Source organism: Paenisporosarcina quisquiliarum, from assembly GCF_027563315.1.
Classification (GTDB): domain Bacteria; phylum Bacillota; class Bacilli; order Bacillales_A; family Planococcaceae; genus Paenisporosarcina; species Paenisporosarcina quisquiliarum.
In genome coordinates this window covers 77,205-95,970 of sequence record NZ_JAMKBJ010000006.1, presented here as the reverse complement: position 1 = coordinate 95,970, position 18,766 = coordinate 77,205, and the positions used below count along the sequence as shown (strand labels likewise).

Annotated in this window: 18 protein-coding genes; 1 reads left to right on the top strand and 17 read right to left on the bottom strand. The window is 36.1% G+C overall.

What is annotated here, in order from left to right; all coding sequences use genetic code 11:
• Nucleotides 1-366: 366 nt before the first annotated feature.
• The 9 genes from M9R32_RS16075 to M9R32_RS08750 form a co-directional block, all read right to left on the bottom strand.
• Nucleotides 367-1,284, bottom strand: a complete 918-nt coding sequence (locus tag M9R32_RS16075; protein WP_269926364.1) for a type II secretion system F family protein — start codon at nt 1,282-1,284, stop codon at nt 367-369.
• A gap of 3 nt (nt 1,285-1,287) precedes the next feature.
• Nucleotides 1,288-2,235 (bottom strand): type II secretion system F family protein, encoded by a 948-nt coding sequence (locus tag M9R32_RS08785; protein ID WP_269926363.1) that lies wholly within the window; start codon nt 2,233-2,235, stop codon nt 1,288-1,290.
• The gene (locus tag M9R32_RS08780; RefSeq protein ID WP_269926362.1) at nt 2,232-3,569 is read right to left on the bottom strand and encodes a TadA family conjugal transfer-associated ATPase; all 1,338 of its coding nucleotides are present in this window, start codon (nt 3,567-3,569) and stop codon (nt 2,232-2,234) included. Before M9R32_RS08780 ends, M9R32_RS08785 begins: the two co-directional genes overlap by 4 nt.
• A complete protein-coding gene (locus M9R32_RS08775; protein ID WP_269926361.1) occupies nt 3,569-4,744 on the bottom strand; it encodes an AAA family ATPase in 1,176 nt (391 codons plus the stop codon). The genes M9R32_RS08780 and M9R32_RS08775 overlap by 1 nt, the downstream gene beginning before the upstream one ends.
• Nucleotides 4,744-5,316 (bottom strand): Flp pilus assembly protein CpaB, encoded by a 573-nt coding sequence (gene cpaB / locus M9R32_RS08770; protein ID WP_269926360.1) that lies wholly within the window; start codon nt 5,314-5,316, stop codon nt 4,744-4,746. The genes M9R32_RS08775 and cpaB overlap by 1 nt, the downstream gene beginning before the upstream one ends.
• Before the next feature lie 30 nt (nt 5,317-5,346).
• Nucleotides 5,347-6,267: a pilus assembly protein TadG-related protein gene (locus M9R32_RS08765; protein WP_269926359.1), complete on the bottom strand. Its 921-nt coding sequence runs from the start codon at nt 6,265-6,267 to the stop codon at nt 5,347-5,349.
• A gap of 2 nt (nt 6,268-6,269) precedes the next feature.
• Nucleotides 6,270-6,650, bottom strand: a complete 381-nt coding sequence (locus tag M9R32_RS08760) for a TadE/TadG family type IV pilus assembly protein (RefSeq protein WP_269926358.1) — start codon at nt 6,648-6,650, stop codon at nt 6,270-6,272.
• Nucleotides 6,647-7,156, bottom strand: coding sequence for an A24 family peptidase (locus tag M9R32_RS08755; RefSeq protein WP_269926357.1), 510 nt, complete (start codon nt 7,154-7,156; stop codon nt 6,647-6,649). Before M9R32_RS08755 ends, M9R32_RS08760 begins: the two co-directional genes overlap by 4 nt.
• Nucleotides 7,157-7,220: 64 nt before the next feature.
• Nucleotides 7,221-7,388 (bottom strand): Flp family type IVb pilin, encoded by a 168-nt coding sequence (locus tag M9R32_RS08750; protein ID WP_269926356.1) that lies wholly within the window; start codon nt 7,386-7,388, stop codon nt 7,221-7,223.
• A 137-nt stretch (nt 7,389-7,525) separates the two neighbouring features.
• Here M9R32_RS08750 and M9R32_RS08745 point away from each other — a divergent pair, with 137 nt between their 5' ends.
• Nucleotides 7,526-7,849 carry a DUF192 domain-containing protein gene (locus M9R32_RS08745; protein WP_269926355.1) on the top strand — a complete coding sequence of 108 codons (324 nt, stop codon included), beginning with the start codon at nt 7,526-7,528 and terminating at the stop codon, nt 7,847-7,849.
• 1,441 nt (nt 7,850-9,290) lie between these two features.
• On the opposite strand, the gene M9R32_RS08740 is transcribed toward M9R32_RS08745, so the two are convergent.
• The 8 genes from M9R32_RS08740 to M9R32_RS08705 all read right to left on the bottom strand — a co-directional run bounded on the left by M9R32_RS08740 (nt 9,291) and on the right by M9R32_RS08705 (nt 18,766).
• Complete coding sequence (locus tag M9R32_RS08740) at nt 9,291-9,911, bottom strand: M20/M25/M40 family metallo-hydrolase (RefSeq protein WP_269926354.1); 621 nt, start codon at nt 9,909-9,911, stop codon at nt 9,291-9,293.
• A gap of 912 nt (nt 9,912-10,823) precedes the next feature.
• Nucleotides 10,824-11,849 (bottom strand): GDP-mannose 4,6-dehydratase, encoded by a 1,026-nt coding sequence (locus tag M9R32_RS08735; RefSeq protein WP_269926353.1) that lies wholly within the window; start codon nt 11,847-11,849, stop codon nt 10,824-10,826.
• Complete coding sequence (locus M9R32_RS08730; protein WP_269926352.1) at nt 11,842-13,200, bottom strand: UDP-glucose dehydrogenase family protein; 1,359 nt, start codon at nt 13,198-13,200, stop codon at nt 11,842-11,844. The genes M9R32_RS08735 and M9R32_RS08730 overlap by 8 nt, the downstream gene beginning before the upstream one ends.
• A 166-nt stretch (nt 13,201-13,366) precedes the next feature.
• The gene (locus M9R32_RS08725) at nt 13,367-14,674 is read right to left on the bottom strand and encodes an O-antigen polymerase (protein ID WP_269926351.1); all 1,308 of its coding nucleotides are present in this window, start codon (nt 14,672-14,674) and stop codon (nt 13,367-13,369) included.
• Between the two features lie 139 nt (nt 14,675-14,813).
• Nucleotides 14,814-16,028, bottom strand: a complete 1,215-nt coding sequence (locus tag M9R32_RS08720) for an oligosaccharide flippase family protein (protein WP_269926350.1) — start codon at nt 16,026-16,028, stop codon at nt 14,814-14,816.
• Between the two features lie 86 nt (nt 16,029-16,114).
• Entirely contained in the window at nt 16,115-16,672 is a 558-nt protein-coding gene (locus tag M9R32_RS08715; RefSeq protein WP_269926349.1) for an acyltransferase, read from the bottom strand.
• A 4-nt stretch (nt 16,673-16,676) separates the two neighbouring features.
• Complete coding sequence (locus tag M9R32_RS08710; protein WP_269926348.1) at nt 16,677-17,855, bottom strand: glycosyltransferase; 1,179 nt, start codon at nt 17,853-17,855, stop codon at nt 16,677-16,679.
• 14 nt (nt 17,856-17,869) lie between these two features.
• Complete coding sequence (locus M9R32_RS08705; protein WP_269926347.1) at nt 17,870-18,766, bottom strand: ATP-grasp fold amidoligase family protein; 897 nt, start codon at nt 18,764-18,766, stop codon at nt 17,870-17,872.

Here is an 18,766-nt window from a genome sequence, read left to right as displayed (position 1 = left end):
TCATTCCTCTAGTATCATCCTAAATCCCTCCACTGTGACTAGTGAGGGACACTCAAGTCTGTTCTGATGTCTCATGTTACTTTGTTAACATTTTAATCGCTTATGTAAAATGTAAAGATTGTGAGAAAACAAAAAATCGAAGTGGCTTTCTCACTTCGATTTTTTGTGTCGTATATGGGGAATTTTAATCAGCAATACATATTTATAATTTCATGGGTGGCACCGTTTAAATTATGACAATTTACAACAACGTATTTTTATGCGGCGTCTGCTTGGGATAACCTATTGTTCTCAGCATTTCTGTAATTAAGCATACAATTGTCGTGTATATTCTGAATTGTGCGTTGCACAGGTACCCTGCAAAACCTACAAAACCGACTCAATCAAATAAATAACCATCGGACCCAACATCACGATAAAAATCACTGGAAAAATAAAAAGCAACATCGGAAAAATCATCTTAACCGGGGCTTTCATCGCTTGTTCCCTCGCCATTTGGGTTCGTTGCTCTCTTATTTTCACGGTTAATGTACGGATGACTTTTGCCATTCCGACACCAAGCATATCGGCTTGAATCAGCGAGGTGATAATGGTTTGAAAAGGTGGGACTGGAACACGATTTCGTAGATCTGCGTAAGCTTCCCTTCTGGATTTACCAAGTTTCATGTCTTCGAGTGTCAGTAAAAACTCTTCTGCTAACGGACCTTTTGTATGCTGGCAAACTTTTAGGATGGAAGCATCCAAGCCCATCCCTGCTTCAATGGACAAGTTGACCATATCAAAAAAATCCGGCATCGATTTTTGTATGTCACGTCGGCGCTTTTTGATTAAGACACTTAAGTAGAAGGACGGATAGTACATGCCTGGCGTTGCCAAAATCCCCGCAACCATCATACTAGAAATGAAGTTCGCATCCAATCTGATTAGTAACAAACAGACAATCGTGAACAACACAACCCCAATGAGCAGCTGGAGAAATTTAAAATCCGTGGGCGATAAGTCGAGAGGATAACCTGCTTCTCTCAGTCGTTGGTCCAAATCCCTCTTCTTAGAAGCTTTTGTTGCCTGGTCAATCACGCGCTTGACTCGGTCATTAATCTTCTTCATGAGGAGAAGATACTTTGGATTTCTACGACTTTTATCAGGCACCACTTCCTCAATCGGAAAGTACGCGTCAATTCTTTTCCTGATGGCAATTTGTTTCTTATAGATATGCGTTAATAGGGCTCCAATGAAGAAAAAGAAAGATAGGCAAGTAAATAGAAAAGTAACTAAAACAATCACAGCCTACACCTCAAAATGAACAATTTTATTAATAACCACCCATCCCACGACTAGACTGATGAACCCGTAGATCACCATGACCCACCCTAGCGGATGCGAAAATAGGAGTTGGATGTACTTTGGGTTTACGAGTTTAATGTAGATGGCAAGTGCGATTGGCAGAATCGTAATAATAATGGCAGACAACTTCCCTTGAGCCGTCAGGGTCTTCACTTCATTGCGTATTCGTGATCGATCAAAAATGGTCTCCTGCATGGTTTCGAATAAATAGGCTAAATTCCCACCAGTGGACCGTTGAATAATAAGGGTATTTAACACGATTTCAAGCTCTTTATCCGGTAATCGTTCAATCAAATTCATAAATGCCACATCGACCGGGAGTCCGAAATTGATTTCTTGTAAGGCTTTCAGAAATTCAGGTCCAAGTGGTTCGCCAATTTCGTTCGCTACTAAATCCATTGCTTGCATAAAACTGAATCCTGCTCTCAGGGCATTGGCCATCGTCCCGAGTGCTTCTCCGAGTTGGGCTGAAGCGAATTGTAGACGCTTTGTGCGTTTTTTCTTTACATATAGGATCGGTACCTGAAAACCAATAATACCTAATAATAGAATTAGAATTAGGTGCATGTTGTAGACTTGACCGACTGACATGCAGATTACGGTGAACATGACTCTGCTAAGAAACAACTCGCCGAGTGAGAGTTTTACACCGGACTGAATAAGTAACTGCTGGTGTTTTGTCAGGTTAATAAGCTTCTCAATCCCGTTACTCACTTTCTTTAGTCGCGAGTTTTTGCCAGGCAGATCTTTTTTCTCTTGGACTTTCTCTTCGTAAACAACATACTTTTTTAACCGTTTCTCATAATTCCCTTTATTCGCTATGTCGGTAACAACCATTTTGAATAGAGCAGTCGTCAGAAGAAAGGAGCCAATTAGAAGAAGTGGTGTCATCTCCACTCCTCCTTAAAAAAGCCTTTTATATTTGGGTCTGCATGAGTCAGTTTATCGATGCAATTTGGGAGAATCCCCGTGGAACTAAAGCTTGGATCTAGCTTCCCAGAGGATAACATTCTCCGTTCGTTGTAAATGAAAATATCCTGAAGGACGATCGTATCCCCTTCTAAACCTAACACTTCGGTAATTCGTGTAATCTTCCTTGTGCCATCCTTCATTCGTGCTTGTTGCACAATCAGATCAAGCGCCGCTGCAATTTGTTGGCGAATGGCTTTGACAGGCAGGTCAAACCCTGCCATCAACACCATGGTTTCAAGCCTTGCAAGTAGGTCCCTTGGGGAGTTTGCATGGCCTGTTCCAAGGCTTCCCTCATGCCCCGTGTTCATAGCCTGCAACATATCGAGTGTCTCTGCGCCTCGGACCTCTCCGATGATGATTCGATCAGGCCGCATGCGGAGGGCATTTCGCACAAGATCGCGAATCGTAATTTCGCCTTGCCCTTCAATGTTTGGTGGCCGTGCTTCTAGCGCAACCACATGTTCCTGTGAAAGTTTTAATTCTGCCGCATCCTCAATCGTCAACACACGCTCATTTTTCGGTATAAACGAGGAGATGACGTTCAGTGTACTCGTCTTACCGGAACCTGTTCCCCCGCTAATGAAAATATTAAGCTTTGATTCCACTGCTGCTTTTAAGAAATTTGCCATCTGGTCATTTAATGATCCCATTCTCAACAAATCATTAATCGAAAATGGGACTGTTGAAAATTTCCGGATGGTCATCGTAGGTCCATTGAGTGCGAGTGGCGGGATAATGGCATTGACGCGAGAACCATCTGGCAATCGGGCATCCACCAATGGCACACTTTCATCGATTCTTCGTCCGAGTGGAGCAACTATTTTTTCAATTACGCGAAGCACGTGCAAATGATCGCGAAATCGAATGGACGTTTTTTCTATTTTTCCGTTCACTTCTATATAAACAGCATCTGGACCATTGACCATGATTTCTGTAACCGAAGAATCCGCAAGAAGCGGTGAGATAGGACCATATCCTGTCAGTTCATGTATCACATCATGTTTCATTCGCTTCTTTTCCTCGAACGACAGATGACTTCCTTCCTCCAGTAAAAAATCATCCGTGTACATTTCGATCAGTGGTTCAATATCCTTTTTTTGATGAACAGGTTTTTTCAACTCTGCAACGAGAAGATTATGGAGTCGTATTTGCAATTCGGTTGACTGACTACTCGTGCTGGATGGTTTAATAGCCGTTTCTTCCTTGATTTCCGGTAGCTTCTGATTCCCACCTAAACGTGTTAATAAGGACATTACCTACGTCCCCCTACCCGTTCTTTCAATCGGCTTTTTTTCTTATTGATCAGCGTCTCGCTGTCCGGATTATATAATGATTCTGTCAGTCGGAAAATTTGTTTCGCAACTGGAGATTTCGGGTTGGAGTAGCATAAAGGCTTCCCTTCATTGACAGCTGTGAGCATTGCTTTATCCATTACTGGAATGGCAGCATCAATTTCTCTCCCTAGCACCTTTTCAACCATAGCTGTTGTGATTCCTTTTTCCTTTGACTGTCGATTTAACACGACTTTCACTCGTTCCCCTAACTCCAAGGAAACCAATGTATCGATCAAGAGCTTGCTGTTTTTTAATGTGGGCAAATCAAGATACGTCATGACTAATATTTCATCCGCATGCTCGAGCGCGACAAGAACATTTTCATTCATATGGCTGGATACATCAATGATCACCACGTCATATTCCTGTTTCAACTGACAAATTGCCCTTTTTACATCATTGCCTGTAATCACTTCCGCAAACTCAGGTCGTGGAGGGGCAGCTAAAACCGATAAGCCATCGATATAAGGGGTCATATACCGCTCGATGTGCTCCCCTTCTGGATCTTCTTTCACCCATTCATAGATGGATTGCTTCGGCTTTACATCTAAAAACATGGCCACATCCCCGAACTGAAGGTCTAAATCAACAACGGCCACTTTCATCATTTTCTTTGCGTAGGCTACTGCCAGATTGACAGCGACTGTTGTTTTTCCAATACCGCCCTTGGTACTGCACACGGTAAAGACCTTTCCATTTTGTGGTGGATTGATGGGAGTTTGTTGTAACCACTTGCTGGCACTTTTTTCAGTCGCGAGATAGAGATCTTCTTTTATTTTCGAAAGGGGTGAAGAAACAAATAGCACATCATCTGCTCCCGCTCGGAGAACACGTTTCATATCCAAATCTTCTTCTGTTGGAAATGCGAGCAGCACCGATGTTAATGGGTACTTTTGTGAAATGAGGGAACTAAGATCGTACACATTATACGTACTGGAGTAGGGCAGCAACACAATGCATGGTTGAACGGATTGTAGTTGTTCCATTAACCTCATCTCGTTTGCAACCCAATTCACATGAAGTTCTGAGTCCTCCATTTTCTTGATTAAGGCAATCCATTCCGTGCTTTCAGGAATTGATAGGATGGTCACCATTACTTAGTCACCCCTTCGTGTAATTCATCTTCATGAACATGCGTCTTTTCAGGTGCTAGCTGATCGTCCCCTTCAGGTCTAAGCATGAGATACAGTTCATATCTCGTAGAAAAGCCAAGGACCAGACCTTCTCTCGGTGTGACTTCTAGCGTGACCATCTGATAGCGTTTCTTCGCATCTTCATCGTCTGCCGCGTGTCCAATGGCTAAAACATTTACGTTCTGCAACAGAATCGTCGCAGAATCATGCTTTGATTTCTGTGAATCTTCTTCCGGAGATTCCATCACAGCAATGACATCCACAGAGGAACCCGGACGAATCATTCCGGCTACGCCTTGAACGTCCGTTACCTCAATGGTCATCGCACGTTTGCCTGAAGAAACCTTTAAGATGTCTTCTACATCTTCCTCTTCATCTGTTTTTGCAACTTGTTCTGTTTCTTTTTCCTTGTCTTTTGATGCGGTCGGCGGTTGGGCAGCTGGATCTGGCGTCTCCATCAACAGGACAAACATCAATATCGTCGCAATTACGCCAAATACCATCGCCAGTAACCACACTTTTTTCGTCGTCATCCGTTCACCCGCTTCTGTGAATTCACTTCATTATTTTACGAGTTTCACTCCATAGATCCCAAAGTCTTCTCCAGCAGAAAACGTGCCACTTTTAATAATTTCAATAAACCGTCCAGTTATTTCATGTGTGTTTACTGATTCAATCCAGTAGGCAGCGAAGCCAACGACTAACACGTCGGATCTTCCATTCGCTTGGCTATACGTATCAATCAACGGCAAAATGACGACTCGTTTACAACTTGCGTCCGCTTTTTCGTAGGTAGAGCAGTCTGGGTTGTTTTTTTGATCTTCTTCAATCCTGTATGTAAACCCAGTTTCAACTTTCCCCCAATTTTGACCGGGTTCGGTCTCGACTTCTTGGCCAACTTCTACCGTATTCGTGGTGCCATGCGCAATTGACTGACCGAGAATATTTGCGCCTCGTCCATCGATGGCAAGATAGTTATAGTTTCCCTTCGTTCCCTGGCCAGGCAGATCATTGAGCGGATACAAAGCTCCTTTTTGATACGAAGTATTATCCACACCAAGAGGGACGAACCCGTTTCCTTTCACTAATCCCCCTTGTATTTCAGCTCGAGCTATTGCACTTATGTCGTGATTTTGAATGCCTAACACTCTGGCAAATGTCAGTTCTTTCGTGACTGTTTTGTGTATTTCAATAAAATTTGCCCCAGTCGTGACTTCATCCTCACGTACGGTAAAGCCATTTTTCACAGCGAGATCCATGGCCACTCGTTTCGCTTCAGACTCGGAAACTTTAATTAATTGAGCTCCCCCTAGAACAGCTGAATCAATGGTTTTTTGCAGTCGGCTTTTTTCAACATACACACCCCCTATATCCACAACGAGGGCAATGAAACCGATAATCATGAACATACATAACGCAACGATCAGTAAAGCCATACCACTTTCTTCTTTCAGGGACGGTTTGGATTGAATGATTCGTTTCACGCTTATTCCACCCTCATGACGGTTGTGTTTTCCAAATTGAATGTCCCGATCAGTTGTCCGATAATCGGTGTTAAAAAGTCGACGGGATACGTTAATTTTATCGTCGCTTCGCTTCCACTCACTCTATTTTCTTTGCCGTTAGGCGTGATGGAAATACCTAATTTCTGTTCATCCAAACTACTGACAGATTCATTTATTTTTACGAGAATGAGAGAATCTTCCGTTCCGACTGTGGCGAGCCGTGCTGCTTCTCTCCCTGCATGGTCAAGCGTTAAGTACACATGGAATACACGGGCGAAATCGGTTATGCCAAATAGAATGATTAGGAGAATCGGAAGGATCAGTGCCGTCTCAACTAATGTCTGTCCTTTTTGTGACTTCATCCGAACGTCTCCAATAAGAAAGTGGCCAGTACACCAAGTGCGATCGGAACTGCATATGGAAGCGAAAGAGCTCTTGGCATTTCATCGTTTACGAGTAAAGAACCGTTTGTACTTTTCAAAACAACCGCAGAAAAAAGCATTTGTTTGATGGTATAGCTAAGTTCTTTCCGCTTCAGCAAGAGGACGATGGCGATGAGCCCCCCAAGAAGTCCCGAATATATGCCTGTATAGGAAACAAAGGTCGTCCCTTTCCAAGCCCCAATCGCAGCAAGTAACTTCACGTCCCCTGCCCCAATGCCTCCAAGGACAAACGGAATGATTAATAATCCAAGTCCAACTAAAAAGCCTTCCCCACTATATAAAAAACCTTCTAACCCAGAAACAAAAGAATAATAAATGAACGCAAGCAATATAGCTGGCAGCGTAACCATGTTCAATATTTTGCGGTGGCGAACATCGGTTATGACGGAAATGATGAGTATAAGGATGATGGCTACATTTGTCATAAGGTGAGCTCCTTTTGTTCAGTAAAGTAGCCCAACCGGTAGGAAGGGCTACATTTCTGATGAGTTAAACAGCGTTAAGTCTCGTTAGGATGGTATTAAAAATACGTACCAGTTGCGGCCCGATCAGTGCCAACACGGCGACGACGCCGATTGAAATCAATCCAATTAACAGTCCATACTCTGTCAAAGCCTGTCCTTCTTCTTCTTTAAAAAGTCTTTTTAATTGACCCATCTTTTCGACCTCCCAGTGAATACCAAAATCATTCGTGTAACACTCTACACTATATAAACGCGCTGCTTACTTTAGAACATAACCTACATACAAAATCATATAGTGAACAAACAAATCATTTAGGAGTTGGTAGGTTTGTGGCCAAAACAATAGACTTACAAATACAGATTACGCATGCAACCAATTTTGAGAGCCGGTTGAAAGGTTTACTATTTCAAAAAAAGGCCATCACGAAAGAAGGACTCCTTCTGACACCCTGCAACTCCGTTCATATGTTTTTCATGAGATTTCCGATCGATGTGGTTTTTCTTAATCAAACAAATAAAGTGGTTAAAGTCGTGTCTGACTTAAAACCATGGAGAATCGTTCCCCCTGTTTCAGGTGCTCATTCAGCACTGGAACTACCGGTAGGGACGATTCTTGAGAGGGATATTTGTGTTGGGGATTGGATAGAGATTTAGAGTAAACGTTAATGTGTTAAATATATGATTTTTGATAGCTATATTTACCGGTTGGGTGGCACCATTCCTCTTTTTGGTGCCTGTGCATTTTCAGCTTGAGATTTCCACACACGCAAGTAAGTTTCGGATTATGGTACGCAGTCGCAGTGAAAGTCAGCCCCGCTATTGCTCAGTGAATGAGAAAGAACCGATCGAAGGGACAATGTCACTTCGGCCGGTTCTTTTTTGTTCTGAAAAAATCACATAAAAAAACAGTAAGAGAATATTGTAGATTCCTTAATTTCTACTTAATCTTTCTATTTCTGATTGTATATTTTAAAGACTCTTTCATTCAATACCTCTGTTTTATACTCAACGTGTTCAACATTTTTTATAATCCTAAACTATCAACAGTCCAATCTCCACTCTGTCTAGACAGCTTCCAAGTTTTGTTGACCTTGCTTCAAATCATGTATGTCCATATTTTTCAGTTCAACTCAAAATTTGTTTTAAGGTTTCTTCCAAAAGAAATTATCTCCGACTAATAAAGTTTGTTTAATTATTTACACCTCGCAAATTCACTAGCCATCTGATTCATTATTTCTTATAGTCTATTAACTCTTTTAACTGTGATTTTTGTGACAAATACCGAAAAACTCTAATAAATTATTAATATTTTACAGCTGTCTAAATTATTATTAATCAAATGTTAAGATTTCCGATGGTTGGCACCGTAAATTTTATGACAATTTAAAGATGCACCTTTTTAAACAAAAAAATAACCCAACACCGCCTTGCGTGTTGAGTTCTAATGAACTTTCTATCTACTCCATTTTCTTAGCAGAATAATGCTTAATTACTTTAAATGATCTCTTTTCAGCATATTTTTTACATGTATAGCAAAAAATAATAAGCATCCCACTACGGTTTTCATATTTAATTAAATTAACCCCTCGATCTTTGCAAATCGCACATGATTTCTTTAATAAACCTAACATTCAAAAACACCTACTTTTCGGGTAAATTTAAATACATAAAAGTATTCTATAGGAATTAAGGTTTATTTTTTATCTTTTTTATTATTATTTTTCTTTTAAAGTCATGACATTATATCTATAATTTAGTATATCTTAATATTCAAACAAATTAAATAAGAACTTTTGTAAGTAAATGTCGAATCTTAAACTTGGAAATAACTTGCTTACAAATTTAAAGAAAAATCATATACAATTGTTGTTTATAATCTGAATAGTTTTTTACACAGGTACCCGATTTGATTTAATCATTTAATACTCCTCACTCTCGTGATTTCTGATGGGTGGCACCGGGAATTTTATGACAATTTAAGTATTTAAATCTTTATACAAAAAAAGAATCCAACATCGACTTGTATGTTGGATTCTTAAAAATCTATATGCAATTGTCGTTTATAATCTGAATAGTTTTTTACACAGGTACGGTTTTAGGTACCCAGTACCCTCTTCCCCCCCTTACCAACACTCCCTCTCTTCTTAACCCATGCATACACAATCGCGGCGATTAATGTAAATCCTAAGTACCCCATTACTGGATAGACCGTACCGACGAGTGTAATAAATCCAATAAAGCTTGCGCCGAATGCGGCAGCCCCGAAGACTACCACTGCCCCTTTAAATGGAGTGGTTCCAGGCTTAACCAGGCGTGCAGAGAAAGCGCCGGTTCCTTTTTCCTCAGCCGGTTGGAAAATCACTTTCAATCGTCCAGTTTTCGGATAACCGATTTTTTTCAGTACAAGTAGGGCACCGATTGCCATGGTCATATGCCCATCATGTCCACATGAATGGTTCGGCTGGTATATGTTTTCCACTTCTTGCCAAAGGGCATCGATATCTGTTCGAAGACCAACGCAACTGTTTCCGGTTCCTACAGTGACAACTAAACCGGTTGAATCATCGAACGTTTCAATTTGAAAGTCTTCACCCTCCAACAATCGTTTAATATATTTCGTTGTCTCAAATTCCTTCCAACTAATTTCGGGATGTGTATGTAAATGATGAAACACTTCTTCAATAATCGGTTTCACCTCTTGTAATGCGGTTTGCACATTCATCACACTCCTTCATCAAATAGAAAATTACTATTAAGCGTTTCATATCTTTCTTGTCGACGTTTAAAGTTATCCTTTTCTTTTACGGACACGCCGGCCACAAATGCATTCATCAAGTAATACTGGTGTATCAACTCTTTAACATTCATATTCAATCCCCTATATGAAGTTTCAACATTTTAATTTCCATATATGAAGTTTAAACTTCAATTCTATTTCAGTTAATTTATCACACCATTTAACTAAATTACTTTTTACATAGGGTGTTTTAACAAATAGCATGATAGCTGGACAATTAGCTTGGAGAAAACAAAAAGATCGAAGTGGCTTTATCACTTCGATCTTTTCGTTTCATATATGGGGCTTTATAAACCCTAATAACCTTCTATTAAATTCATGGGTGGCACTAAATTAAATTATGACATTTTACAGCAATGAAGAATTGAACAGTCCCTATCTTGGAAACCCTGCTGATTTCAACTTATTTTTAACACTTGGTAAAACTAGCTAGTTTTTAACAATTCTTTTTACTAACTAATCCGTTTAATGACAATGAACTTCCAAATCATAGTTAGTTTTTTAGTAAAAAAAGATTTATAGTAGGGTTTAGATAAAATCTTGCTTTTGAGGCGAGACATAATAGAATTTATATTCTTTACTAATTTTTTTCACTAGCCAATCAAAACCTTCAGTAATGATGATTAGTAGTTTTTCTCAAAATCATGAAGGGCTGCAATAACTCGTCGGTTTATTATAAACACCCCTCAAAGTAGAACTGGAAATTGCCCAATATAAAATTAAATTATTTATAAAACTTTATTTCCCAAAAAGATGAAGCCCACGACAAGTTGCTAGCGACTTCCTCTTTTAGAACTATAGTTTTTGTGATAAAAAAATTCAATTAAGTTTTCACTTAACTGTGTAATAATCTACATACCAGTCCGCAAACTTCTGTAATCCATCTTCTATCGAAGTTTCTGGTTTAAACCCAACTGCTTTTTGCAATAAATCAGTAGAAGCAAAAGTTGCAGGAACATCCCCTGGTTTAATTGGTTCAAAGATTTTCTCTAAGACTACTTTTCTACCTGTAGCTTTGCTTAAACATTTTTCAAGGGTTTCGATAAATACCATTAGCTTTTCAGGGCTGTTATTTCCAATATTATATACTTTGTGTTGGACAGAATCTCTCGGAGGATTACTAATCAATCTTTCGATACCTTCTACAATGTCATCGATGTAAGTAAAGTCACGATAAAGATCATTTTCGAAGTCACCATTGTTAAAGACTTTTACTGGCTCACCTGCAAAATACTTATCAGCAAATCCGAAGTATGCCATATCTGGTCGTCCCATTGGTCCGTAAACCGTAAAGAAGCGGAGACCAGTTGCTGGGATATTGTATAAATGACTGTAAGTATGAGCCATTAATTCATTTGATTTTTTTGTAGAAGCATAAAGTGATACTGGATTGTCCACAAAATCGGTTTCTTCAAAAGGTACTTTTTTGTTTGATCCATAAACAGAACTAGAAGAAGCATATACAAGATGATCCACTGGATAATGTCTGCATGCTTCAAGAATATTGTAAAATCCAATAATATTACTTTGTATGTATACATCCGGATTTTCAATTGAATAACGTACTCCTGCTTGAGCTGCCAAATTTACAACAATATCCGGCTTGTACTCTTCAAAGATATTTGTAATTGTACTCTTATCTGAAATGTCACCCTTGACAAAAGTGAAATTCATATATGGTTTAAGTTGATTTAAACGAGCATATTTAAGCTTCACATCATAGTAATCATTCAGATTATCTATACCAATAACAGTACAGCCTTGTTTCAATAGTTTTTGTGATAAGAAATAACCAATGAAACCTGCTGCTCCTGTAATGAGGTAAGTCTTATTAGTATTTAGAGTTTTGTTATTCATTTTCCTTCGACTCCTTAGGATCTACTCTCGTAGCGGATTCCCTACCAATTGAGTGGTATTCTACTCCGACATCTTTCATATCTGAAACACTATAAATATTTCTTCCATCGTAAACTAAAGGAGTTTTCATCAACTCTTTATAGGTTACAGGAGTAACAGCTTTCACTTCACCCCATTCAGTAAAGATAAAGCAAACATTCGCATCTTTTAAAGCATCTTCGATATGATCAACGTAAGTTATATTCCCCTTCTCGTTTAAACCTTCTGGGAACACTTTCGCAAAGTTGTCAGCACCTACTGGGTCATATGCATAAATATCTGCACCTTGTTCCAATAACAAAGGCACATTCTCAAGTGAAGCTGCTTCTCTTAAGTCATCTGTACCAGGCTTAAATGTCAAACCAAGGACTGCTACTTTAAGTCCGCTAAAAGTAATGAGTCTATTTCGTGCTTTTTTATACAACATTGTTTTTTGATCCTTATTTACATCAATTGCAGCTTTAACAGTTCTTAATTCATACCCATGCTGTGATGCAATATGCTCCAGTGCTTTAGTGTCTTTAGGAAAACATGAGCCACCAAAACCAATTCCAGCATTTAAGAACTTACTACCAATACGCTCATCAAAGCTCATCCCTTTTGCTACATCTTGAATATTTGCTCCAACTAATTCACAGAGATTAGCAATATCATTCATATAGGAAATTTTAAGAGCTAGAAAATCATTAGAAGCGTACTTTATCATTTCTGCTGATCTTCTGTTAACTGATACAATTGGCAAATCAAATGGTTCATATATTTTCATTAAAATATCTTCAGCCCATTCACTTTCAGTACCAATAATAATTCTTTCAGCATGAAGAGTATCATGTACAGCCGAGCCTTGTGCTAAAAACTCCGGATTAGACGCCACTTCAACTCTTACATCATTGACCAAGAAATCATGAATAAATTGTTCAACTTTATCATTAGTTCCTACAGGAACTGTAGATTTTACAACTACAAGACAGTCTTTCTCAATTGATTCAGCGATTTGCCTTGCAACTGTTGCAATATATGAAAGATCTGCCGAACCATCAGACTGTTCAGGTGTGCCAACACCTATAAAAATTGCATCTGCATCTTGATATGCTGAAGTATAATCTGTTGTATATTGAAGTCTTCCTGCATTATAATTTTTCTGCATCAATTCCTCTAAATCTTTTTCATATATTGGAGAAGTCCCAGACTCCATTAATTTTACCTTTTTCACGTCTATATCTACGCAAACCACATTATGTCCCATTTCGGCAAAACATACTCCTGCTACTAAACCTACATAACCTGTTCCAGCCACTGCTATTTTATGCATTTTCCAATACTTCCTTTTTTATATGACTTGGAATTCATTACTCCCAAACACTGATAAAATTTTACTATTAACGGTTAGAAGAACACTTTACTTATTTTTTTAAAATAAACAATTATAGTTCTATAATTTCAAAATTTTTTTCATTATTATTAAATTGAGAATAAATCTAAGAATTATTCACTCTACCAGAATTTTTTTCTACTATTTGCTTTATTAGATAAATAATAAATATAGGAAGGAAAAGATGCTTTCCAATCTGGGCAAATAAAGTTGCTAAATCTGCCCGATTTAGGTAAATAAATATTGGAATTGAAGCAATGTAAATTATTAACCATATCACATTATTAATGGCTTTTTTATAAAGAAACTTCAAAAAGAGCCCTAAAAATATAAAGATTAGTATAACTCCAAATACTCCAAAATTGATGTATCCTTCACCAACTATAGTGAATCCATTTCCCCCACCTCGAGCACTTAAATTAGGATAATAAGTATTATTAAACCATTCTAGAATAGAATTTGAACCATTAAAAAATGCAACTTGTATATCCCAAAAGAAGGTTTTACCCAAATAATATGTCCAACTATCACTTCCGTTTATTAAAACACTTAAATTCCTAGATGCGGAAATAAACTCTCCATTTAATACCTTAGATAATAAGCTTTGTTCAATTTCAATTCTAGGACCTTTATCAAAGGCTGCACTTTTTAAATCCCCTAAAAGATTAATTAAAAAAATCATACCAATTCCGGATAGAATAATTATTTTTCTTGAGATTGGTTTATATAATATATGAGAAAGAAATATTACTCCAAGAATTACTTTTAGCATTAAATCACGCTCACCAATAACCATTAATGCCATAAAAGTATATATCACATTAAATAGAAGAAAAGTTTTTGGATAATGCTCCTTAATTACTAATCTATATGCCACAATTAAATTGAAAGATAATATATATATAGAAAAGAAAGGAGTTAACATACCAATACCAGATTGATCTAATGCAATTAAATACTTATTATTTAAATTGTTCGTATAAATATAAGCAATATATACCATTGTTAAGAAAAGGGATAAAACATAAATTGGATATATAACAAAATTTAAATTTTGTAATTTTTCTAATCCTTTGGCTGAGTACTCTCTCTTTTTAGGAGTACCTATTACAATTATGAATGTTAGTAATCCAATCCATTCCAAATATAGAGTTTTCTTTAAATCCAGGTCATAAGAAATCTCACCCATTGCTACCAAGATGGGGTAAGCAACACAATACAAAAAATATGTTGTAGAATACCATGTCAAAGGGTGAACGATATCCAATTTTGAAAGGTATAACGCTAATAGAACTAATATAGCTAGAGCTATCACCCCTCCCCATATATTGTTTCCAAATTGGAGAAATAGGTAAGAAATTATCACTGTAAAAGTAATTAAGGAAATATCTAAATATTTGTTTTTGAAATTCATAGAACCACCTCCCTACAAGCATCTATGTCCCATGCTGTGATGCCGTAATTTTGAATAAAGAAAGTACCCTGTTACATAACGGTATAATTGTTCAGCAGTTTTTTTGGACTTATCTAACTTCATTCCTTTAGTAACGGTTTCAAGCTTTTTTTTGAATAGAATTTAACCTTTTATTAACAAAATATATTCTTAAAATTAATTGAAAAGTTGCACTAATAATCAAAGTTAGTGCTGCACCTTTAATTCCATAATTGGAAATTAACATGTAGCCGGATATTATTGTAATAAAAAGATTAACTAATGTGATTTTAGGTTGAATGCTTACATATCGCATCGCCATTAAAGCAGTATCAACGTTCCAACTAATCAAATTTACTGCTGTTGAAATGGTACAAAGTAAAAAGATATTTTTATAGACTGCATATTCTTTGCCGTAAAGTATAGTTAAAATTACTTCACCAAATACAATTGCTAATCCTATCATAAAAATTCCAACTATAATTGAAAAGAATGAAAGATAATGATAGACATATTTCTTAAACAAGACAATATTACCATTTTCAAACATAGTGGACAGTTTTGGTAAAAACACTTGCGAAATTGCGCTCATAAAAAGATTAGATACAATTAATATATAGACTATTGCTGAAAAGTAGCCGAGCACTTCTGAACTTTCGTAGTACTCTAAGATATACCTTGAAAAATTTACGTTTAACGAATATAGCATTTGAGACAGACCTAAAGGTAAACCTAGTACTAAAATCGCTTTAATTCCCATCCAACTAGGTTGATCTTTCTTTGTTTTATAATGATTTAATAAATACCTCTTTTCCATTATTAGGAAAATTAAATAAAAGATTACTTGTGCAAACAGTGCGAAAGTTAAATTCTCAAATATTAATAAAAATGTTCCAAATAATAGTATTGAGAATACATTCTTGAGAATTAGTATTTTCCCAACGATATTAAGTTCATTATTCTTATGAGGAAGTGCATAATATAAGTCTGATTGCAAATCAATTATTTTAGAAATTCCCACTAAAACAATTATAATGAAATATTCTGTATAAAAAATACTTCCTACAGTACTAAGAATTAGTAATGCTATTAGACTTAATATATTTCTTGAAGAAATATAATCACTTAATTGTTGATTTGTACTAGTAATATATAATGATCTTAATTTCATATTTGCAAAAAGAGTTATCGGTGCGCCTAGTGCTAATGCTAAGGAATAAACTCCTACTTCAGTAGAACTTAAAGATTTTGCTATCAATATTATCATTAGCCATTTTGAAAGAGAGGCAATAACATTTGCGAAGAAAATCCAAGAAAGGTTTTTTAATATATTCATTAGTTCTCACATTCTTTTTTAATGTTTACTTGGTCTGACAATGAAACTCTGTAACCCCAAATAGTGTAATAAATTTTCTTAATATACTATTTTTCAAAAAAATCAATCACTGTTGTTTGTCTTTTTTGCATAACTATTTTATTAGGTGCATACTCACCATTAAGGATTGAACCTGCAGCAATGACACAATTGTCACCAATTGTTGTGCCTCGTAATATCACACATCCAGAACCAATCCAAACGTTGTTTCCAATTTTAATAGGAGATTTTCTAAAATCACCAGATTTAAGTCCTCCATGTACTCTGAAGTCATGATCATGGTCAAATACCATAACATTTGGACCAAATTGTACATTAGAACCAATATCTATTTTCTCCATACTATTGATTAAACAACCATTATTAAAAAATGAATTTGCACCAATTTTAAGTTGTCCTTCATCCGATACACGAAACTCTACATTTCTGCGTGTTCCAATCTTTTTACCAAGAAGAATTTTACCTTTCCCATTTATCACAAATTTTGTAGACAACGAAATTAATTGGAATGGATGATAATTAAAGTTTATAGGATGAAATATTTTCAAATAAGATAAATAAAAAAAAGCAATTAATCTTTTAAACAACGCTCTAATATATATCATTTGTTTATTCTCCCTTGTGTTTTACAAATTCGTTAAAGAATTTTTTTCGACGTTTTTCAATTATACTTCTATTATATTTTTTTGATTCGTTGAAATTCTTTGCTGATTGAACTTTCATAGTGTCAAAATCGAATTTTTTTAAAATCTTGCAAATTTCATTAATATTTTTTCGAGAATTGCTGAAAATAAATTCTTTATCAATAAGTTCGGGAATTCCTGCTGTATTCGCCCCAAATGCTGGTAAAGCTCGACTCATTGCTTCAATTAACGCTCGAGGTAGTCCTTCTTGTTTACTAGGTTGTACATAAATATCAATTTTATCAAGCCATTTAAAAATGTCTTTATGTGGTAAGCTTCCTAAAAACTTAACTTGTCCACTTACATCATTTTTATATGCAACTGATTCTAAAAAGGCTTTGTTTCCTCCACCCACAAGATGATATTCATAATTAACGTTTCCTTCTTTCTTTAACTTACCCAAAGCTTCTATAATATATTGTTGACCTTTGTACTTGACATCTATCGCACCTGTAGTACCAATAATTATTTTATTGTCTTTTTTAGTAGAAGAAATCTTCATCAAACGATCGTTTAATACACTCTCATTAAATTCTCTTAGAGAAACATTTGAACAATTTATATTGAAACCATTAGTTGGATATCTATTTTGTAAGAATTCATTAGTTACATAGACCACATGCGTCGCATCTGCAACTCTATTTTTTGTAGCATAATACATAGCCGGTGCAACAAATTTACCGATTAAACTATGATTCCAAAAAGCATCCCAGGGACAAGCAACTACTTCAATAAGGTATGGTTTATTTAACTTCTTAGCTATGTCTATAGCTATATTTCCTATCATACTAGGTAACCTGGCGACTACAAAATCAGTATTCATTACTGCCTCTGTAATAATTTGATTTGCTCTCTTCTTATCAAATAATATCCCTTTAAGATTAGAAATATTAGGAATGTCTCTTACATCAAACGGTGAAACAGTAATCTTAGATAATTTTTCTTCTGCTTCTTCTTTAGTTATATTACTCACTCTAATAATTACTGATAGTTTTTCTGCGATGGAATAGTAACGTTTAAATGTTTCATCATTATGGGCTATACCATAATAACTACTAAATTCGTCTTTTTTTAAAGGTCCATCATGACAAAACAATACTCGCATATAGAACCCTCATCTCACTTTTTTGTTTTCGGCAAAATAAATTTTTCACCCAGTTTATAATCAAACTCATCAGGATGAAATTGAACATATCCTGTCCATGGATAAAATGTTAATTCGCCAAAGTAAACTTGGTTATTTACCCAATATAAATCCACACGAACAAAAGGGAAATCTTCCGCAAGAATTTTAGCAACTCTTAACATTTCATCTAGCCCTTCCGGCTTGGGAACGCAATCTCCAAAGTTTGGATAATCAGTATGTACATTAATAAAATTCCATTCCGCATCATAAATATTCCTTTTATGTCCAATATGCCTATCTACATCAAAAACGATATAATCTATTTTCCCATTAAAACAAATAAATTTATAATCATTTATTCCATCAAAAGAATTATTTTTATCTTCAAGAAATTCTTCTACAATTATTTTTGGAACAAGATTTTTGTAAGACCACTCACGGCCAACTGCATAGTTGTCTCTATTCAGCCAGTTTTCAAGAGATTTTTTGACCTCTTCAAGATTTAGTTGAGATTTATCTTTACACAAAATATTTGTACCACTACCATTAGTTGTTTTAATTACAAACTTTTGTGGCAATGAATCTAAATTTACTTGTTCGACACTCTCATAGACCGTGTATAATTTATTTAGAATATTTGCTAATCCCTTCGACTTGATGTACTCACGTACTTCGTATTTATCAGCACATTCAGTCATAAGAGATGTTCTGTAATTTACCTTGTACCATTGAATTTTTTCAGTCCATCTTTGAGGATTATTAAGGTTAAGTTTTCGTCCCATCTTTATTTTATACTGAAACTTTAGCATCCATGTATCAGGAATAAAACGCAGTGCATGTAATATTTTGAAGCGCAATTCTTTGTTTTTTATTATATTTCTATATTCCAT